The sequence below is a fragment of the Maritimibacter alkaliphilus HTCC2654 genome, from assembly GCF_000152805.1.
Lineage (GTDB): Bacteria > Pseudomonadota > Alphaproteobacteria > Rhodobacterales > Rhodobacteraceae > Maritimibacter > Maritimibacter alkaliphilus.
The window spans coordinates 3,938,876-3,958,682 of record NZ_CH902578.1 but is presented as its reverse complement, the minus strand read 5'-3'; the positions used below and the strand labels follow the sequence as shown (position 1 = coordinate 3,958,682).

Below are 19,807 nucleotides of genomic sequence, written 5' to 3'. Positions count from 1 at the left end.
TCAATCCTCCATCACGTAGCCGTAGGAGCCGGTGAAATCCTGCCGCGCCACTTCGCCCGCCGCGCCCGTCGTCGGGCGGTTGGGGGCGGCGGTATTGCCACGCAGGAACAGGTCGGCCTCGGACGGGGGTCTGACACGGTCGGTGGGCAGGGCCAGCGCCTCGCCCCGGGTCGGGGTCACGAGGTGCGGGGTCACGATGATGACCAGCTCCGACTGGCTGCGTTCGTAATCGGCCGAGCGGAAGAGGGCGCCGAGGATCGGCACGTCGCCAAGCCACGGCACCTGACCGTTCAGGTCGCGGAAATCGTCCTGCAACAGGCCCGCGATAGCGAAGCTCTGGCCGTCGCGCATCTCGACCGTGGTTGAGGTTTCGCGCCGCTTGAAGGCGTTCACGCTGATCGCGCCGTCGCCGTAGGTGACCGAGTTGTCGAGGCCCGAGACCGAGGCTGTCATCTGAAGGTTGATGATGTCCTGATCCACCACACGCGGGGTGAAAGTCAGCTCGACACCGAACGGTTTGTAGTCGATGACCACCGCGCCGTTTTCCTGAACCGACGGGATCGGGTATTCGCCACCGGCGAGAAAACTCGCCTCCTGCCCGGACAGGGCGGTGAGGTTCGGTTCGGCCAGCGTGCGGACCATGCCTTTGTTTTCAAGGGCTTCGAGCATCACCGCGAATTGCAGGGCGCCCGCGTTGAACCCGAAGGTGAACGCGCCCGTGCGGTCATTCCCGGTCGAGATCAGGTCTCCCGCCGAAGCGGCGTCCAGATTGGCCTGGTTGCCCAGGGCCCCGGTGCCGATCGAGCCGCCAAGGCCGTTGATGTTGGTGCCGAAGCCCAGCGACGAGGACAGCGATTTGGTGACGGAGCGCTGCATCTCGGCGAAGCGCACCTTGAGCATGACCTGCTGGGTGCCGCCGACCGACAGAAGGTTCGACACCTTGTCGGGCGCGTAGCGTTCGGCCAGATCGAGCGCGCGGTCGAGCGCGGCGATCGAGGTCACGGTGCCCGACAGGACGATCCCGTCGTTGGCGGTGCGCACTTCGATGGGTTCGCCCGGCAGGATCTGGCGCAGACGCTCCTTGAATTCGGAAAGGTCGGGCGTGACCTGCACTTCGACGTTGGAAATGAGCGTGCCGTCGGGGGCGAGCAGGGTCAGCGTGGTGCGCCCCTGCGACTTGCCCAGCACATAGATCGTGCGATCCGACAGGGTCGAGATGTCGGCGATCCCCGGGTTCGCGATCGAAATTTCGGCGAAGGGTTGGTCGCTTTCGACGACCACGGCGCGGTTCATGGGGACGTTCAGCGTTTCGGCCACACCCCCGTCCATCACGCGCAACGTCTGGGCCATGCCGGGAAGCGGCACGGTGATCCATGACAGCGCCAGACCCGTGAGGGCGGCCTTCACATATCTATCAAGTCCCATGTGATCCTGCCTCTCCGATCACGTCTCTGCTGCTCTTCCCCGGTCGCAAGCGGGCGCCGGTTGTCTTTGTATTGGCCCAATTTTCGGGTCCGCCTGTATCGGGCACGTGTCCGGTTTCTCCGGCTCTTTCGGCCCATATTGCCGCCACCATGCGACAGTTTTCAGTTTATTGCAAGAATCAAGGGGTTGGCGCCTGTCCTTGCTGTGGGCGGCCCGCAACATGGCGGATCGCCCGACTGCCGTGCGCCGTGGGGCCGATCAGTTGGTCGGGCAGGGCACCGGCACTTCCACCGTCTCGGCGCCCTTGCGGGTGCGGATGGTGCAGACCTTTTCGCGCACCGGCGCCTCGACCTCGGCGGTTTCGATGCCCAGAAGCGTGTTCTGGTCGATCTCGACCGCCTCGGCCACGGTATCGTCCTGTGCGCCGACCAGCGACAGGGCCATGCGGCCCGTGGCCTGCGCCTGGGCGAGGGCGGCCACCTGTTCCGGTGTCGCCTCGATCGTGACGGTGCGCGCCACGGTGGGCGCGGTGCGGTCGGTGTCGGCCATCTGGTCGATCGCGATGATCCGGATGTTGGTCTGGATCAGCTTGGTGACCTCCTGGCTCGTGACGCTGTCCGAAGAGCCGCGCCCGGTCCAGTAGATGTCGACCTTGTCACCGGGGCGCAGAAAGCCCGACACGCCCGAGGCGACATCGACCCGGATCGCGAAGGCCCGCATGCCAGAGGCAAGGCGCGCGGCCACCCCGGCGTCGGCCCCGGCCTCGGTCACCTTGACCGCCAGCAGGGCCTCGTCCTTTTCCATCGCGCGCAGCACGGTGCGATAGCGTTTCTCGCCCTGTGGGAAGAGCTCCTCTTCCGTCTTGAACGCCCCTTCCGGGATCGCATCGACCGGGAAGCGCGTCAGGCGGATGTTCTCGTCGGTGATCCGGTCGCCATAGGCCACGGATTCCTTGACCACGTAGATTTCGGCGGTCTGGACCATCTGGGCACGGGCCGCACGTTCCTGTTCGAGCGCGGCCTGATAGTTCCCGATATAGTCGCGTGCCATGTAGACGGCGAAGCCCGCAAGCCCCACGCCCACGATCAGAACCAGTCCAAATACTGCTCGCATATCGTTACCTTTCCCTCGTGCGCCGGCAGGCCGGCAGTCAGGTTTCCATTACCCTTGTGCCGCCAGAATGCGGCGAAAATCTGGACAAACCGTGAAGTGCCGAAGATTTCTTTCAATTCGTCGACAATCAAACGCCCCCCCCCAGAACGGGGAAAGGGCCGCATCGAGGATGCGGCCCAATTCCGGAGGTCTTCGGATCGTGACGCTTAGTGCGTCATGATGGTCATCGCGGACAGCGACGACGAAACCTTGTCGGCCAGCGAGGTGGTGCCGCCGGAGACCGAGGTCAGAACGGCGATGCCGAGGCCCACGATGGCGGCGGTGAGGACAACCCAGTCCACGGTCACGGCGCCATCTTCGTCTTTCTTGAAGCGGTTGAAGAAGTTCACGAGTTTCATGTTTCTGCTCTCCAGTAGAGTTCGTTGCGACGCTTAGTGCGTCATGATGGTCATCGCGGACAGCGACGACGAAACCTTGTCGGCCAGCGACGTGGTGCCGCCCGAGACCGAGGTGAGAACGGCGATGCCCAGGCCCACGATGGCGGCGGTCAGCACGACCCAGTCCACGGTGACGGCGCCGTCTTCGTCTTTCTTGAAGCGGTTGAAGAAGTTGATGAGTTTCATTGCGGTATCTCCTGATTGAGTTAGGTCGGTGTGACGCTTAGTGCGTCATGATGGTCATGGCCGAGAGGCTCGAGGACACTTTGTCGGCGAGCGAGGTCGTGCCGCCGGAAACCGACGTCAGAACCGCGATGCCGAGGCCCACGATGGCGGCCGTGAGAACGACCCAGTCAACAGTCACCGCACCGTCTTCTTCAGCGCGGAATTTCTTGGCAAGCTTGAACAGTTTCATCTTTTGTCCCTCCGAAAAGTTTTCAGCTCAGTTTCACTCACACCTTGCAGAAACCTTCGAACCGCCTGTGAACCGATCCTCTGCCCTGCTTGGCATGGTTGGAATTTGACCCTTGATTTGGGCATGATTTTGGCAGGGTTGGTACGATTTTGGACGGGTTGGGAAATTTCGTTAATTTCCGATTAACACTTTGAAATGGAGCGATAAAAAATCCGAATTATTTTCCGATCACCGGGTTTTCCGGGCCGTTTCGTTGCGAAAGGTAAGAAAAACTGGCCCTTCGAGTCCGAATTTGCGAAGATACCTCAAAAGAAAAGAACGAGGCAGTGCAGGTTTTCGCGACATGCGGACCGTAACGATCAAGACGATCGGTGTTCTGGGGCTTCTGTTGACCCCATTCTCGGCGTTCGGGCAGGATGCCGATTTCACCTTCAAACGCGTGCCCGTGCCACAGGCGGGGACCACCCGGCGCATCACGGTGCAGATCGATCCCGCCGAACAGGCGCGCGCGCGGGCGGCCTTGGAACAGCGGGCCGCGGAACGCGCGGCCGAGGAAGCGGCGAAGGCCGAGGCGGACGTGCAGACCGCCGAAGCGGACGACACGCCCAAGAGCGGGTACGAGTGGTTCTGGGCCAGCGTATCCCCCGCTCTGGACGAGGCGGGGCCCGCCAACGTCATGAAGGCGCTCGAAACCCTGACGGCTCGGGCCGATCTTCAGGCCCCGCGCCTTCAGACGCTTCAGGACATCGCCAAGGCCTATGGCCCCGACATCCTGCTGGCCACCATCGGCACCGATATTTCGCCCGCGCTGGTGGTCGCCCTGATCTCGGTCGAAAGCTCCGGCAGCACGACGGCGGAAAGCGAGAAGGGGGCGATGGGCCTCATGCAGCTCATCCCGGCGACAGCCGAGCGGTTCGGCGTGACCGATGCCACCGATCCTTCGCAGAACATTAAGGGCGGCGTGAAATACCTGGGCTGGCTGATGAAACATTTCGGGCGCGACCCGATCCTGACGCTGGCCGGATACAACGCAGGCGAGAACGCGGTGACGAAACACGGCGGCGTGCCGCCCTATGCCGAAACGCGGGCCTACGTGCCAAAGGTGCTGGCGGCCTGGCAGGTGGCGCGCGGCCTGTGCCTGACCCCGCCCGAATTGATGACCGACGGCTGCGTCTTCGCCGTGAACGGAGTTTGACCGAATGGATGATACCGGGACTTTCATGAAAACCGAGAGCAAACCGCTCGTGCTCGACGTCGACGGCACGTTTCTGAAGACCGATCTTCTGTTCGAAACCTTCTGGGCCGGTCTGGGGCAGGCCCCGATCGCGACGATCCGGGCGGTGTTCGCGCATCTGACCGACCCTGCGCGGCTCAAGGCCCGCCTCGTGGATCTGACCGAGATCCGCACCGACCTCATGCCGGTGAACGAAGGCGTCGCCGACGCGGTTGCGGCGGCCAAGGCCGAGGGGCGGGAGGTCGTGCTGGCCTCGGCTTCGAACGCGGCGCTGGTGAAACGCCTCGCCGCCGACCACGGCCTGTCGCCGCGCGTCTTCGCGTCGAGCGAGACCCAAAACCTCAAGGGCCGCCGCAAGGCCGCCGCGCTGGTCGAGGCTTACGGAGAGGCCGGGTTCGACTACGCGGGCAACGACACGGTAGACCGCGAGGTCTGGTCGCACGCGAACGCGGCCTTGGTGGTGGGCGACACCGCATCGGCGAAACTGCTCGAAGGGCAGGGCAAACCTGTCACGCGGATCGCGGGCGGCTGGTCGCCGCGCGGCGTGCTCAAGGCGCTGCGCCCGCATCAGTGGGTCAAGAACGTCCTGCTGTTCGTGCCGGTCCTCGCCGCCCATGATTTCACGCTGTCCACGTTGATCTCGGACTTGTTCGGGATGCTGGCGTTTTCCTTCGCCGCAAGCTCGATCTACGTGGTGAACGATCTGCTCGACCTCGAGGCCGACCGGCTGCACGTCAAGAAAAAGCACCGCCCCTTCGCCTCGGGCGCGGTCCCGATTTCGGTCGGCATGGCCGCAGGTGCCGGGGTGGGGGCGGCGGCGCTCGTCATCGCCGCGATCCTGTCACCCGCTTTTCTCGCCGTCATCGTGGGCTACATGATCCTATCTCTGGCCTATTCGCTGAAACTCAAACGCCTGCGCTGGATCGACATCGCCGTGCTCGCGGGGCTCTACACGATCCGGGTGGTCGCGGGCGCCTATGCCTCGGGGGTCGAAGTGTCGGGTTATCTGCTCGCCTTCATCTTCCCGGCCTTCCTGACGCTCGGCTGCGTCAAACGCCTGACCGAAGTGACACTCGCCCATGGGGACGAGCGGCTGCCGGGGCGCGGTTACGGCAAGCCGGATCGGCCCGATCTTTTGAACGTCGCCATCCTCGGCATGGTCGGCGCGCTGGTCAGCTTCTTCCTTTACAGCTTCACCGATCAGGCGGTGGCGCTTTATCCGACGCAGTGGCTGGTCTGGGCCGCGCTGATCCCGATTGCATGGTGGCTGATCCGCATGGTGCGGCTGGGCTATTACGGCAAGCAGGACCACGACCCCATCGTGTTCGCGATGAAGGACAAGCGCGGTCTGGGCATCCTGATGATCGCCATCGCCCTGCTGTTTCAGGCCGCGGGCCTGTGGGAACAATGGGTGAGCGCGGCCCTCAACTAACCGCGTGACGCGCTGCGGCGCGGTGCGATCAGATCGACAGCTTCTTGAAGATCGGCTCGGGCACCGACTTGATGATCGTCATGATGATGCGCCAGAAGAACGGGGTGTAGATCGTGTTCTTTTTCTTCTCGACCGCCTTGAGAATGTCGCCAGCGACGTCCGCCGGATCTGCGACAAGGAACATGCCCTCGATCCCCCATGTCATCGCGGTATCCACGAAGCCCGGTTTCACCGTGACCACATGGCCGCCCGCGCGGTTCAGACGATTGCGCAGCCCGGCGAGGTAGGTGTGGAACCCCGCCTTGGCCGAGCCGTAGACGTAGTTCGACAACCGCCCCCGGTCGCCTGCGACCGACCCGACGCCCACGACGGTCCCGCCCGCGCGCGCCTCGATCACCGGGGCGAGCATCTGTAGGAACCGGGCGGGGCCGGTGAAGCTCTCCTGTACCGTGCCGTCGATCAGGCCGGGGTCTTTGTCGACCTCCGACTGCTCCGGCATCGACCCCACGAAAACGGCGGCGTGTATCAGCCCTTCCTCGCCCTCGGCGGCCGCGATGATCGGCGCAAAGGTCGCGGCATCGCGCGCATCGAACTTCACCGCCTGCGCCTTGGCCGCGCCGCGTGCCTCAAGATCGGCGGCGGACCCCTTGAGGTCCTCCATGTCGCGGCCTGCGAGGTATACGGTCGCCCCCCGCTCGGCCACCGCCCGCCCGAAGGCGCGCGCCATCGACGAGGTCGCGCCGAGGATGATCCAAGTCTCGTTCATGTCGCGCTCCTCAGTTCGAGCCGTCGCACCATATCGTTGACAAGCGCCCCGTCCGGGTCTGCCTTGGCCGCCTGTTGCGCCCACTCGGACCATTCGGGATACATGCCCCTTATCATCTCGCCCGAGGCAAGGCTGTCCTTGGCAAGATAAAGCCGCCCCGCCGCCTCCGCCGTCATCGCCTCCAACTCGGCGATCAGCTTTTTGGCCTTGGCCCGGTTCGGGAAATCGATGGCGAGTGTATAGCCCTCCATCGGGAACGACAGCATTCCGGCGCGCCCCGGCCCCATGCGTTTCAGCACGACGAGGGGGGAGGCGAGGCCGGATCGGCTGATCTTCATCATCATGTCGCGCAGCACGTCGGTCTTGTCGGTGGGCACGACGCATTGAAACTGGTGGAACCCCGCCTTGCCGTAAAGCTTGGTGACGCCGTGAACCTTGTCCAAGGGAAAGAAGAAATCCTCCATCGGCTTGTCCGATGTCTTGCCCGCCTCGGGAATGCGCCGCAGATACCCTTCGTTGAAGGCCCGCGCGAACAACCCGTTCGAGAACAGGCCGACATTGAACGGCACCGATTTGGGCTTGGCGCGCGAGGGCAGGCGCATGTCGCTCAACTCCGCCTCTTCCAGTATGCCGCGCCCCATCCTTGCGCCGCGGGCCTGCGCGTCGATCCAGCTTACGGCATAAGAGGCGGTCGAGGCCTCGAGCGCGTCGATCTGTTCGTCCCAGTCGTTCAGCCGCCGTTCGGTCACCCGCATCGCGGTGCCGGGGCAGGGCTTCATCTGGATCTTGGCCGACAGGATCACGCCGGTCTGACCGATCCCGCCCATCGTGGCGCGGAACTGCGCCTTGTTATGGCCGGGGGACACCGTCACCCGCTTGCCGTTGGCAAACAGCGCGACCGAGATCACATGCTCGCCGAAACTGCCGGCGACATGGTGGTTCTTGCCATGCACATCGTTGGCGATGGCGCCGCCCAGCGTGCAGAAGCCGGTGCCGGGCACGACCGCGGGCGTCCAGCCGCGCGGGGCGAACAGCCGCATGAGCTCGCCCAGCCGGATACCGGCTTCGGCCTCGACCACGCCGGTGTCCGGGTCGAACCCCAGCACCTTGTCCATGCGCGTCATGTCGATCGCGCGTCCCCCGTCGTTCAACGGTGAATCTCCGTAAGAGCGACGATTGCCAAAGGCCGGCGCGGGCGCCTCTTCCATGATCCGGGCGAGGGTCGAGGCGCGTTCGGGCCGCGCAATCTCGCCATGTGCCGTGTGGACCCGGCCCCAGCCGGAATAGTCAGCGGTTTTCCAAAGCATTCTGCGCCTTCTTCGAATGTTTCTCGGCCACGGGGAACAGGATCAGGCCGATCCCGATGGCGAACCAGAGTGTCGTCACGCGGATGATCGCGGTGGCGGGCAGGCTGGTCTCCAGCCCCACGCCTTCGAGGGTGAGAAGCGCGACCATCGCCGCTTCGGCCCCGCCGACACCGCCGGGCGCGCCGGTCAGGCCGCCCGCGAGCGAGGCGAAGACGAAGATCGCGATGGCCTTGGACACGCCGATATCGGCGCCCATCCAGACGAGGAGGAGGTGGAAGGCATAGCCTTCCGCGAACCAGCCGACGAGCCCGATCAGCAAGGCCAGCGCGGTGAGGCCGGGGGCGGAGAACACCTGCAACGACCGTGCGGCCCGCCGCACCTTGGCGAAAAGGCGGGGCAGGCGACCGAGCCAGCGATGCCCGAAAGTGGCGATCTTTTCCAGCAAAACGGGCCGTGTCACGACCAGCGCACCGATCAGGGCCAGCACGGTCACGGGAATGCCGCCCGCGATCCCGGTCGTGGAAAAGGCCAGCGCGATCCCGAGGATCAAGCCCATCGCGGCGAGGTCCGAGGCGCGGTCGACCAGCACCAGCGGTGCCGTCCGCTCGAAACTCCAGCCCGTTTCGCGCCCGATCCATCGCATACGGACCAGTTCACCGACCCGGCCGGGGGTGACGCTCATCGCGAAGCCGCCGAGGAAATGGATGAAATTCGCGACGATCCCAAGACCGAGTCCGAGTTTGGCCGCAAACAGGTGCCAGCGCAGTCCGCGCAGCAGGTAGTTGGCCAAGGACAAGCCCAGAAGAACCGCGAATTGCCACTGGCTCAGCTTGGCCAGTTGCGCCTTGGTTTCTTCCCAGCCGGTCGCGGCCGCCGCACCGATCAGGCCCGCGACCACCAGCGCGAACAGCGCCAGAAGCAGCGCGGTATCGCGCCACCGTTTCTGCGGTCGCTCGGTTCGGCGTATCGGTCCCATGCTTGCGGAATTCGTGCTCGTCATCGTCATTGGACGCTGGTTAGCGACAGATTAGGGCGACAATATGATGGTGTTTCCGATTTGGCGACAATTCCCGACGAAAATCCCGGATCCCCTTCTTCGGTCTGAAAATACCTCGGGAGAGCGCGAGAGGGCAGCGCCCTCTCGCCCACCGCGCAGGTCCGGCTTTGCCGGAGCGGCGCAAAACCTGCGCGGGCCTTTGCCCGCACCGCCTTACAGACCCAAAGGCATGTGGCGGTTCACGTCCTTGTAAAGCAGGTAGCGGAACGGTTCCGGCCCGCCCGCGTAGCAGGCCTGCGGGCAAAAGGCGCGCAGCCAGATGTAATCGCCCGCCTCGACCTCGACCCAGTCCTGATTCAGCCGGTAGACGCCCTTGCCCTGCAAGATGAACAGCCCGTGCTCCATCACGTGGGTTTCCATGAAGGGGATCACCGCGCCGGGTTCGAAGGTCACGATGGTCACGTGCATGTCGTGGCGCACGTCCAGCGGGTCGACGAAACGGGTGGTCGACCATTTGCCCTCGGTGCCCGGCATCGGGTGGGGGGCATGGTCGCGTTCGTTGGTGACGAAGACCTCCGGCATGTCGATGCCTTCGACCTTGTCATAGCGTTTGCGGATCCAGTGGAAGAACGCGGGCATGTCGCCCTGGTTCTCGATCGACCAGTCGGTGCCGGGAGGCAGATAGGCATAGCCGCCCGGACCCATGCGGTGAATGTCCTCGCCGATCTTCAGCCAAAGCTCGCCCTTGGTGACGAACAGCACCGCTTCGGCCTCGGGGTTCACTTCCGGCTGGCCGGAGCCGCCGCCCGCGCCGACCTCCATCACGTAATGCGAAAAGCTCTCGGAAAACCCGGTCATGGGCCGCGAAATCACCCAGACCTTGGTGTTGCCCCAGTAGGGCAGCGCGATCAGCACGATATCGGTCATCGTGCCCCGCGGAATCACGGCATAGGCGTCGGTGAAGACGGCCTTCCCGGTGCTCGCGGTCATCAGGTCAGATTGCGGGGGGAGACCCCCCGGCGGCGTTGCGTAGGTGCGCGTGGTCATTGGTTTCCTCGGTGACCCGACGTCTATACGCGGGGATTTGATCGTAGCCAAGGGGGCCGCGCTTTGCAGGTGCAGCATGATGGGCTAGGGTCGGGGCATGAGTGAGACAGTCGATCTATTCGTCATCGGTGGCGGCGTGAACGGCGTGGGCATCGCCCGCGATGCCGCCGGGCGCGGCCTGCGCGTGACGCTCGCTGAAATGAACGATCTGGCGAGCGCGACCTCGTCGGCCTCGTCCAAGCTGATCCACGGCGGCCTGCGCTACCTCGAATTCTACGAATTCCGTCTGGTGCGCGAAAGCTTGCAGGAGCGCGAGAAACTGCTGGCCGCGATGCCGCATATCGCCTGGCCCATGCGCTTCGTGCTGCCGCATCATTCCGGGCTCAGGCCCGACTGGATGCTGCGCTCGGGCCTGTTTCTGTATGATCGGCTCGGGGGACGCGGGCTGCCGGGCACCAAGCGGGTCGACCTGCGGGGCCATCCGGCGGGCGCGCTGCTCAAGCCGTCGTTCCGCACCGGGTTCGAATATTCCGATGCATGGGTGGACGATGCCCGCCTCGTCGCACTCAATGCGCGCGACACGGTGATGCGCGGCGGGCGCATCCTCACACGCGCCAAGGTCGTCGCGACCGCGCGTCATGCCTCGCATTGGGAAGTGAACGTCGAACGCGACGGGCGGATCGAAACCCATCGCTCGCGCAAGCTGGTGAACGCCGCCGGGCCGTGGGCCGGGGATCTGAGCGAAAAGACCGGCGACGCGCACAGGCTGCGGCTCGTGCGCGGGTCGCATATCGTCGTGCCGCGCCTGCCGGGCCATGACCAGCCGTATATCCTTCAGGGCGGGGATGGGCGCATCGTCTTCGTCATTCCCTATGAGGACGATTTCACGCTGATCGGCACGACCGAGGCCGAACATGACGGCAGCCCGGGCGAGGCCGAATGCTCGCCGGCCGAAGCGCAATACCTCGTCGATTTCGTGAACGACTACCTCGCCACGCCTGTGTCGACCGATCAGGTGGTCTGGACCTATTCCGGGGTGCGCCCGCTGATCGACAGCGAAGGGTCGGCGCGGTCGGCCAGCCGCGACTACCAGCTGGCCTTTGACGACAGCGCGGCACCGCTTCTGACGGTGCTGGGCGGCAAGCTAACGACCTACCGCAAACTCGCCGAATCCGCGCTCGAAACGCTGGGCTATACGGGTCGCTGGACGGCGCGGGCACCGCTGCCCGGCGGCGCGTACGACCGCAAATCCGGCCCGCGCATGGTGGGCACCTGGATGCAGCGCCACCCGTTCCTGACCGAGGCCTGGGCGCGACGTCTGCTCAGGTCCTACGGCACAGAAGCCGAGACGATCCTTGGGACGGCGACTGAGGCTTCCGATCTGGGGCGCGATTTCGGCGCGACGTTGACCGAAGCCGAGGTGCGCCATCTCATGCGCCACGAATTCGCAGTGACGGCGCAGGATGTGTTGTGGCGGCGCACGAAGCTGGGGCTCAGGGTCGATGCGGAACGGGTCGCCGCGCTCGAAGCTTTCATGTCCGAGGCACGGGCGGAACGGGCGGCGGCGGAATAGGGCGTTCAGACGCTGAATTCGCCCGGAACGCCTGCAAGGAAGTCCGGGCTGCGCGGCGGTTTCGTCGCAGGACGAGGGAGGACGCATGACACATATTCTCGCGCTCGATCAGGGCACCACAAGCTCGCGCGCCATCGCCTTCGACGGCGAGATGCGGCCCGTGGCCAGCGCCCAGCGGGAGTTCGATCAGCATTTCCCGCGCTCCGGCTGGGTGGAACACGAACCCGAGGATATCTGGGACACCACGCTCGCCACCGCGCGCGAGGTCGCGCAGGACGTGGGCGGGATCGCGGCCATCGGGATCACCAACCAGCGCGAGACGGTGGTGGTCTGGGACCGCGAAACCGGCAAGGCGATTCACCGGGCGATCGTGTGGCAGGACCGCCGCACGTCGGACCTGTGCCATGACCTGCGCGGTGGCGATTTCGAGGAGTTGGTACGCACACGTACTGGATTGCTCGTCGACCCCTATTTTTCGTCCACCAAGGTCAAATGGCTGCTGGACGAGGTCGAGGGTGCGCGCGCAGCGGCCGAGGCCGGAAAACTGGCGTTCGGCACGGTGGATACCTTTCTCATCTGGCGTCTGACCGAGGGGCGGGTGCACGCGACCGACGCGACGAACGCCGCGCGCACGATGCTTTATGACATCCACAAGGGGGCGTGGGACGCGGACATCTGCGAGGCGCTGGGCATCCCGATGTCGATGCTCCCCGACGTGCGCGACAGCGACGGCGACTTCGGTGAGACCACGCTGTTGGGCGGCACGATCCCGATCCGGGGGGTGGCGGGCGATCAGCAGGCGGCCACCATAGGACAGGCCTGCTTCACGCCGGGCATGATAAAATCGACCTACGGCACGGGGTGTTTTGCGCTGCTGAACACCGGGGACACGGCCGTCGCATCGGAAAATCGCCTGCTGACCACCATCGCCTATCAGATGGGGGGGCAGGTGACCTATGCGCTCGAAGGGTCGATCTTCGTCGCGGGCGCGGTCGTGCAATGGCTGCGCGACGGGCTGGGCATTCTCGGGCAGGCCTCCGACGCTGGGCCGCTCGCGCGAAAGGCCGATCCGGGGCAGGACGTCATCCTCGTGCCCGCCTTCACGGGGCTCGGCGCGCCCTATTGGGATGCCGAATGTCGCGGTGCGGTCTATGGCCTCACCCGCAATTCCGGCCCCGCCGAGTTCGCCAAGGCGGCGCTGGAAAGCGTTGGCTTTCAGACCCGCGACCTGCTCGACGCGATGGAGGCCGACATGGGCAAACCCATCGAAGGCGTTCTGCGGGTCGACGGCGGCATGTCGGCCTCGCGGTTCGCGATGCAGTTTCTGGCCGACATCACCGGGGCGCCGGTCGACCGGCCCCCGGTGCTGGAAACGACCGCGATGGGTGCCGCGTGGCTCGCGGGGCAGGCGATCGGGATCTACCCGGACGCCGAGACTTTCGCGTCAGGCTGGTCCGCCGAGATGCGGTTCGACCCGAAAATGGACCCCGATCTGCGTGCCGATCGCTACGCGGCGTGGAAAGACGCGGTGCGCCGGACGTTGACGCGCGGCTAGTCGGTCTTGCCGGGCGGTGCGCCCCGCAACGTGACCTTGCGCGAAACGCCGCCGCGCCCGAGGTCGCAGAACCGCCCGTAACCGTCGTCGACCATCGTCAGCGTGACCTTCAGTGGCGCTTTCAGTTTCTCGTCCGGCCAACGCAGCCGGACCTGACCCGAAAAGCTCTCGCCCGGCCCGACGGGGCGATCGAAGGTGATCCGGTCCCGGTTCCAGCTATGGGCGTAAATCTCGCCCGCTGCGGTGTAGGACGGTGTCAGGGACAGACCGCTTTCGGACGTCGGCGGCCAGACCTTGCGACTGCGATTGGTGACGGTCACCTCGACCACGGTGTCCTCGGTCAAAGACAGCGTGTCGGGCAGTTTGGCCCGCACGCGGGCACGGTAGCGTCTGCGCCGCTCCCGCAGGCTGATCGGTTCGGGTGGGGCGGGCACGGGCAGATCCTTTGCCCCTGTGACATAGGGGATCGTCGCATCTTCGACCTCTTTCATCCGGTCGCCGCGCAGCACCCAGTCGTGATCGCCGGAGAGATAGACATAGTCGGCCCCCGCCGGATGCCAGTCGCCAAAGCTGCGGGCCGGGTTGAAATAGCGCGGCGGATGCGAGAATTGCAGGCGATCCGTCCAGATATGGAACACCGGGAACTCCGTGGGCCGTTTGAAGAGCTTGTCCATCGCAAGGAAGAATTTGACCTTGATCCCCCTGCGCTTCAGATCCGGCATCATCAGTTCGACCATGTTGGCCCCGCCGCAGAAGCCCCCGACGATGATCTCTTCGCCGGGTTCGATCAGCGCCTCGATCTCGTCGCAGTAGATTTTCGCCATCGGTTTGAGGTAGCGCCGATACCGCTCCCCCCGGAACTGCCACGAGGTGCGCATCGCGTAGATCGGGTTGTGCTTGGTGATCGTGCGCCCGAAGGTGTTGATCGTCATCTCGTCATGGGTGCCGATGAACACCTTGGGCGCTGGCTGCACGGTGTTGCGGGCGATGATGAGGCCCATGGGGCCGACCCGTTCGCCACGCCACCCCGAGGTCGCCTCGCGCACATGGCGCAAAAGCTTGCCTTCGCCCTTGCGCGGCGGCACCGGCTGCTCGGCCAGCACCTTGACCAACGAGCCGAAGCGCGGGGCTTCGAACAGGATGTTGGGCGGGATCGGTCGCGCGAGGCGCTTTTCCAGCGTGGCAAGGAAATCCATGGCCGACAGGCTGTCGCCGCCATCGTCGAAAAAATCGGCCTCGTCATGCGGCGGCCGCACCGAAAGCGTTTCGGCCCAGATCGCCTCGACCGTCGCAGCGAGGCCGGTGCGCGGGGCGCGATCCTCGGCCGTCTCGCGCGCCATGCCCGCGACCGCGCGACGGTCGACCTTGCCCGAGGGCAGGCGCGGCATGTCCGCCAGTCGCGCAATCCGGCGCGGCATCTCGAATTCGGCCAGCACGCGTGCGAGCGATGTCAGGATGTCGTCCTCCGACAACGCGTCGTCGGCCACGACCGCCAGACCGACCTGTTCCCCAAGGCTCGGATGGGGCAGGGCGAAGGCGACGGCATCGCTGACGCCCTCGATGGCCTTGGCGGCCCGCTCCACCGGAACCGGGCTAATCTTTTCGCCGCCCCGGTTGATGATCTCTTTCACGCGCCCGGTGAGGAACAGGTAACCCTCCGCGTCGATCCGGCCCAGATCGCCGGTTCGCAGCCAGTTGCCATGGCGCGGCGTTTCCGTGTCGCCCTCGTATCCCGCCATGACCGTTGCGCCGCGCACGCAGACTTCGCCCTCGCGTCCCGTCGGCAGGATCGCGCCGTGGGCGTCGATGATCGCGATTTCGGGGCCCGCGACGGGGCCGACCGACAGCGGTTTGCGCGTGCCCGGTGGCAGCGGGTTGGCGGTGATCTGGCCGGCGGTTTCGGTCATGCCATACATCTGGATCACCGGCAGGCCGAGCCGTTCTTCGGCCTTTTGCCGCAGGTCTTCGGGCAGGTCGGCGGACACCATGCGGATGAACCGGAGCGTCTTGCCAAGCCCCCGCGCGTCGTCGTCGGACAGGTCGTCCATCAGGTGAGCGAGCGCTGTCGGCACCAGTTGCAGCCACGTGCCGCCCGCCTGCGCCGCGTCGGTGACCGCCGGGGCCGACAGGTCGCGGGCCAGCACCACCTCGCCCCCCGCCATGAACGGGGCGGCGAGCAGGTCGACGACCGCACCGATATGGAACATGGGCAGGGCATGGATGGCCCGGTCCGAGGGGCCGAGGCCCAGATGTGTGATGATATTGCGGGCCGAGGCGACCATCTGGCCCGCCGTCAGCGGCACCCGTTTCGGCAGGCCCGTGCTCCCTGATGTTTGCAGGACGAGGCCGGGTTTGCGCGCCGACCGCGCCGGTCCTGCCGCCTCGCCGGTCAGGGCGGGGGCGCGACCATCCCAGTCATGGAACGCAACGCCCTCGGGCAGCAGTTCGGCGAGCGCGCGCCCCGCTTCACCGCCCGCGATCACCGCATCCGCCCCCGCCGCCGCGATCTGTTCGGCAAGCTGGGCGGGCTGCGCGCCGGGGTTCAGCGGCATCAGGTTCACGGCATCGACGAGGGACAGAAGCAACACGGCGGTGCCCGCTTCGTTCGGCAGAAGGGTCGCGACGCGGTGGGACGGGCCGATACCTTTCGCAGCCAGCGCACGTCGCCAGGCCGAGACCGCGTCCATGACGTCCTGCCGGGTCCAGACCGCCCCATCGGCGGCGTGGAGTGCAGGCCGCGTGGGGTCGTCTTCGAACGCTGCGAATACCGCACCGCTCAAGGTCAGGTCCTGTGGCTGTCTTTCGCCGTCCATACCGCACTCCCGCTCCCATCCGACATAGCCCAGACAGGAGCGGATGGGAAAGGGTCAGGTCGGCCTGTGGTTGGCAAGGAAATGCGCCATCGCCTCGACGGCGAGACCCATGTCGGCGGGGCTGGCGAATTCGTCGGGCACATGGCTGACGCCGCCCCGACAGCGCAGAAACAGCATCGCGATGGGGCAGAGGTCGGCCATGGCCGAGGCGTCGTGCGTGGCGCCCGAGGCCAGTTCGACCCCGGCACCGCCCGCCGCCATAACCGCATCCGTCAGCCCGGAGCGCATGTCCGGGTCACAGGGTTGCGCGGTCTGGCGGTAGGTCTTTCGCATGTCGAGGCTCAGGCCCCAGCGCGCTGCGATCTCATGCGCCTTGCGGGTCAGAAGCTGTCCGGCCGCTTCGCGCTGGGCATCGTCGGGCGACCGGATTTCCAGCGTGAGCCGCGCTTCGTTCGGCACCGCGTTGACCACGTTGGGCGCGATGTCCAACTGGCCGACCGTCACCCGCAAATCCGCCTCTTCCCGGCCAAGGTGATGGGCGAGCGAGATCAGGTCCGCCGCCCCGACGAGCGCATCGGCGCGCGATTTCATCGGCAGGGTGCCCGCATGTCCGGTTTCACCGTAGAAGGCCACCGCGTGCCGCTCGATCCCGCAGATCGCGGTGACGACACCCAACGCCTCGCCGCTTTGTTCCAGCACGGGGCCCTGTTCGATATGGGCTTCCAGATAGCCGACCGCCTGTTCGGGGTCGCGGGCCAGCGCGCCGATGCCGTCGGGGTCGAGGTCGAAACACTCCATCGCGGTCCAGAGCGTGGTGCCCGCGCGATCCTCAAGCGTCAGGACATCGGGGTCGAAACGGCCCGCCAGCGCGCGTGGGCCGATGAGTGCGGTGGGAAACCGCACGCCCTCTTCATCCGCGAAGGCGAGGACTTCGACGGCGAAGGGCAGGGTGCGTCCGGTCTCGGCAAGGTTCTGAACGGCAAGGCAGGCCAGCGCGACGCCCATGATCCCGTCATAGGCGCCGCCGTGGCGCACGCTATCCTGATGCGAGCCCATATAGAACGTGCCGGGCCCGTCGCCCTCACGCCGACCGATCAGCGTTCCGGCGGCGTCGAGGGTGGGGGTCAGGCCGGCGGCCTCCATCCACCCCCTGATCTCGGCCAGCGCGGCGCGGTGCTCGGGGGTGAAGGGCAGGCGCGTGACCCCCGGTCCGGGTTCCGAACAGGCGGCGATCCGGCCCAGACGTTCGGCGGCGAGTGCACCCCAATCAGTCAAGGGTCCGCTCCGGGTCGTTCAACGTGGGCACCTGCCGCGCCCAGAACGCGTAGTCGCCCGAGGTGGCCCGCGCGAGCAGGTCCCTGAGCGCGGGGAGGGGGTCGTCCGAGTGATCTATTCTGAGCGTCAGCGGTGCGCGATCCGGCCCCACGATCAGAAGAGCGGCCGAGAAAAGCCCGCGCGCATCGCTGCCCGCGTCCTGCGCGGCGAACAGCGCGGCGATCAGGCGCTCGGCAAGGGCGCCGGATGTGCCGAGGTAGGCATCGACCATCGCGGGCACCACGGCGCGCGAGGCCAGCAGGTTCCCTGCCGCCACCCCGCCGTCGAACACCTGATCGTCGATCTTGGGGGAGTTGGAGGCACCCGAGAACACCGCGCCCGGCCCGCTGACGCCCAGGGCCGAAAGCTGACGGAACTCGCGCCCGCGATCTTCGGTCGTAATCCGGCTGACCACATCCCGCGCGCTTTCGCCCGCCTTCATCCCGTCCAGCGCGGCCTCGCCCCAGAGCGTCGAGGGCGACGCGCCCTGACTTGCCGATAACCCGACCCCCGCACGCCCGCGCAACACCCAGCCCCCGACACAGAGCGATCCGGTTGCGGCCGCGCCGCCGATAAGGCCGGAGTCGGGATCGCGGGCGAGAATGGAAAAGGTCATGTGATCTCCCTGTCACCGCACAATTATCATGAAAAATTGACCGATGCAATTTATCATGATAATTTGAGTCGCAATAACGAAAGAAAATTCCGTCCAACAGCCAACATGGGAGCCTTCTTATGACCCTTCTGACCTGGACCCGCCGGGGCCTTTTCGCCGCGGCCGCCAGCGCGGCGCTTGCCACCGGGATGGGCCTCGCGCCCGCGCCGCTCGCCGCCCAGACGCCGCCCGGCGTCCTGATCGTCGGCCAGATCGCCGAGCCCAAGGCGCTCGACCCCGCCGCCGTCACCGCGCAGAACGATTTCCGCATCGTCGTGAACATCTACGAGGGGTTGGTGCAGTACAAGTCCGGCACGCTCGAGGTCGAGCCGAGCCTCGCCGAAAGCTGGGAGGTGTCGGAGGACGGCACCGAATACACCTTCATGCTGCGGGAAGGCGTCAGTTTCCATGACGGCACGCCGTTCAATGCCGAGGCGGTGAAATTCAACTTCGACCGGATGCTGGACGAAGAGCACCCCTATCACGACACCGGGCCGTTCCCGCTCGCCTTCTTCTTCTCGGCGGTCGAGAACGTGGAGGTGGTCGATGATCTGACGGTGAAATTCACCCTGAACGAACCCTATGCGCCGTTCCTGTCGAACCTCGCCTATCCGACCGGCTTGCTGGTGTCGCCCACGGCGGTCGCGGAAAGCGGCGCCGATTACGGGCGCAACCCGGTCGGCACCGGACCGTTCCAGTTCGTCGAATGGAAATCGAACGAGCGTGTGGTGGTCGAAAAGTATCCCGATTACTGGGGGGAGGCCGCAGGCACCGATGCTGTCGTCTTCCGCCCGATCACCGATGCCAACACCCGCGTGGCAGAGATGCTGTCGGGCGGGATCGACGTGATGGTCGAAGTGCCGCCCACCGCCTTGTCGGAATTCCAGAACGACGACTACAACATCGTCGAACAGGCCGGGCCGCACGTCTGGTTCCTGATCCTGAACGCCAAGGAAGGCCCTTTCGCCACCAAGGAGGTGCGGCAGGCCGCCAACTACGCGATCAACAAGGAAGCTCTGGTGAACGACGTGCTCGAAGGCACCGCCGACGTCGCCGCCGGTCCGACGCCGCCCGCCTTCGCATGGGCCTATAACGACGAGCTGGACCCCTATCCCTACGACCCCGAGAAAGCCAAGGCGCTTCTGGAAGAGAGCGGGGTGGAGGATCTGTCGCTCACCTTCTACGTGACCGAAGGCGGTTCGGGTATGCTCGACCCGATCCCGATGGGCACCGCCATTCAGGCCGACCTCAACGCCGTGGGCTTCGACGTGAAGATCGAGACCTACGAGTGGAACACTTTCCTGGGCGAAGTGAACCCGGGGCTGGAGGGCAAGGCGGACATGGCCGAGATGGCGTGGATGACGAACGATCCCGACACGCTCCCGTTCCTCGCGCTGCGCACCGAGGCGTTCCCGGATCAGGGCGGGTTCAACTCCGGTTACTATTCGAACCCCGAAGTCGACGATCTGCTCGCACAGGCGCGTGTCGCCACCGATCAGGAGGAGCGCGCGGCGCTCTACAAGGAAATGCAGGCCATCGTGCAGGACGACGCCCCGTGGGTGTTCGTCGCGAACTGGAAGCAGAACGCGGTCACCTCGAACCGCGTCGAGAACCTGATCCTCGAGCCGTCCTTTCTCTTGCAGCTCGAAGATGTGGTGAAGAACTGATCTTCACCTGAACAGGGCGGGACCGATCCTCCCCGGTCCCGCCCGACCCTTTCGCCA

The 19,807-nt window shown here is 65.9% G+C and carries 17 protein-coding genes; 5 read left to right on the top strand and 12 right to left on the bottom strand.

Features of this window, described 5'->3' with window-relative positions; all coding sequences use genetic code 11:
* The 5 genes from RB2654_RS20360 to RB2654_RS20340 all read right to left on the bottom strand — a co-directional run bounded on the left by RB2654_RS20360 (position 1) and on the right by RB2654_RS20340 (position 3,390).
* Positions 1–1,425: a type II and III secretion system protein family protein gene (locus RB2654_RS20360; RefSeq protein WP_008335334.1), complete on the bottom strand. Its 1,425-nt coding sequence runs from the start codon at positions 1,423–1,425 to the stop codon at positions 1–3.
* A gap of 258 nt (positions 1,426–1,683) precedes the next feature.
* Positions 1,684–2,538 (bottom strand): Flp pilus assembly protein CpaB, encoded by an 855-nt coding sequence (cpaB, locus tag RB2654_RS20355; RefSeq protein ID WP_040885347.1) that lies wholly within the window; start codon positions 2,536–2,538, stop codon positions 1,684–1,686.
* Positions 2,539–2,744: 206 nt separating this feature from the next.
* A complete protein-coding gene (locus tag RB2654_RS20350; protein WP_008335330.1) occupies positions 2,745–2,936 on the bottom strand; it encodes a Flp family type IVb pilin in 192 nt (63 codons plus the stop codon).
* A 33-nt stretch (positions 2,937–2,969) separates the two neighbouring features.
* Positions 2,970–3,161 carry a Flp family type IVb pilin gene (locus tag RB2654_RS20345; RefSeq protein ID WP_008335329.1) on the bottom strand — a complete coding sequence of 64 codons (192 nt, stop codon included), beginning with the start codon at positions 3,159–3,161 and terminating at the stop codon, positions 2,970–2,972.
* 37 nt (positions 3,162–3,198) lie between these two features.
* Positions 3,199–3,390 (bottom strand): hypothetical protein, encoded by a 192-nt coding sequence (locus tag RB2654_RS20340; protein WP_008335328.1) that lies wholly within the window; start codon positions 3,388–3,390, stop codon positions 3,199–3,201.
* Positions 3,391–3,733: 343 nt separating this feature from the next.
* Here RB2654_RS20340 and RB2654_RS20335 point away from each other — a divergent pair, with 343 nt between their 5' ends.
* Both RB2654_RS20335 and RB2654_RS20330 read left to right on the top strand, forming a co-directional pair.
* Positions 3,734–4,585 carry a lytic transglycosylase domain-containing protein gene (locus tag RB2654_RS20335; RefSeq protein WP_008335323.1) on the top strand — a complete coding sequence of 284 codons (852 nt, stop codon included), beginning with the start codon at positions 3,734–3,736 and terminating at the stop codon, positions 4,583–4,585.
* A gap of 25 nt (positions 4,586–4,610) precedes the next feature.
* Positions 4,611–6,056 carry a UbiA family prenyltransferase gene (locus RB2654_RS20330; protein ID WP_040885909.1) on the top strand — a complete coding sequence of 482 codons (1,446 nt, stop codon included), beginning with the start codon at positions 4,611–4,613 and terminating at the stop codon, positions 6,054–6,056.
* A 28-nt stretch (positions 6,057–6,084) separates the two neighbouring features.
* On the opposite strand, the gene RB2654_RS20325 is transcribed toward RB2654_RS20330, so the two are convergent.
* From RB2654_RS20325 to RB2654_RS20310, 4 genes are all read right to left on the bottom strand, one after another.
* Entirely contained in the window at positions 6,085–6,822 is a 738-nt protein-coding gene (locus RB2654_RS20325) for an SDR family oxidoreductase (RefSeq protein ID WP_008335318.1), read from the bottom strand.
* Entirely contained in the window at positions 6,819–8,129 is a 1,311-nt protein-coding gene (locus RB2654_RS20320) for an FAD-binding protein (RefSeq protein ID WP_008335316.1), read from the bottom strand. The genes RB2654_RS20325 and RB2654_RS20320 overlap by 4 nt, the downstream gene beginning before the upstream one ends.
* Positions 8,110–9,105: a lysylphosphatidylglycerol synthase transmembrane domain-containing protein gene (locus RB2654_RS20315; protein ID WP_246146553.1), complete on the bottom strand. Its 996-nt coding sequence runs from the start codon at positions 9,103–9,105 to the stop codon at positions 8,110–8,112. Before RB2654_RS20315 ends, RB2654_RS20320 begins: the two co-directional genes overlap by 20 nt.
* Positions 9,106–9,339: 234 nt before the next feature.
* Positions 9,340–10,173 (bottom strand): bifunctional allantoicase/(S)-ureidoglycine aminohydrolase, encoded by an 834-nt coding sequence (locus RB2654_RS20310; RefSeq protein ID WP_008335314.1) that lies wholly within the window; start codon positions 10,171–10,173, stop codon positions 9,340–9,342.
* Between the two features lie 97 nt (positions 10,174–10,270).
* Here RB2654_RS20310 and glpD point away from each other — a divergent pair, with 97 nt between their 5' ends.
* Both glpD and glpK read left to right on the top strand, forming a co-directional pair.
* Positions 10,271–11,746, top strand: coding sequence for a glycerol-3-phosphate dehydrogenase (gene glpD / locus RB2654_RS20305; protein WP_008335312.1), 1,476 nt, complete (start codon positions 10,271–10,273; stop codon positions 11,744–11,746).
* An 85-nt stretch (positions 11,747–11,831) separates the two neighbouring features.
* Entirely contained in the window at positions 11,832–13,301 is a 1,470-nt protein-coding gene (gene glpK / locus RB2654_RS20300; RefSeq protein WP_008335311.1) for a glycerol kinase GlpK, read from the top strand.
* Here the strand turns inward: glpK and RB2654_RS22660 are convergent.
* Genes RB2654_RS22660 through RB2654_RS20285 form a run of 3 tightly spaced genes read right to left on the bottom strand, consistent with a single transcriptional unit; the run spans position 13,298 to position 18,044 of the window.
* Positions 13,298–16,114, bottom strand: coding sequence for a non-ribosomal peptide synthetase (locus RB2654_RS22660; RefSeq protein WP_008335310.1), 2,817 nt, complete (start codon positions 16,112–16,114; stop codon positions 13,298–13,300). The two genes, glpK and RB2654_RS22660, sit on opposite strands and share 4 nt — an antisense overlap.
* A gap of 54 nt (positions 16,115–16,168) precedes the next feature.
* On the bottom strand, positions 16,169–17,389 hold the full coding sequence (locus RB2654_RS20290; RefSeq protein ID WP_008335309.1) for a M20 family metallo-hydrolase: 1,221 nt from the start codon (positions 17,387–17,389) through the stop codon (positions 16,169–16,171).
* A complete protein-coding gene (locus RB2654_RS20285) occupies positions 17,382–18,044 on the bottom strand; it encodes a DUF1028 domain-containing protein (protein ID WP_008335308.1) in 663 nt (220 codons plus the stop codon). The genes RB2654_RS20290 and RB2654_RS20285 overlap by 8 nt, the downstream gene beginning before the upstream one ends.
* Positions 18,045–18,163: 119 nt before the next feature.
* Here RB2654_RS20285 and RB2654_RS20280 point away from each other — a divergent pair, with 119 nt between their 5' ends.
* The gene (locus tag RB2654_RS20280; RefSeq protein WP_008335307.1) at positions 18,164–19,750 is read left to right on the top strand and encodes an ABC transporter substrate-binding protein; all 1,587 of its coding nucleotides are present in this window, start codon (positions 18,164–18,166) and stop codon (positions 19,748–19,750) included.
* Positions 19,751–19,807: the final 57 nt, after the last annotated feature.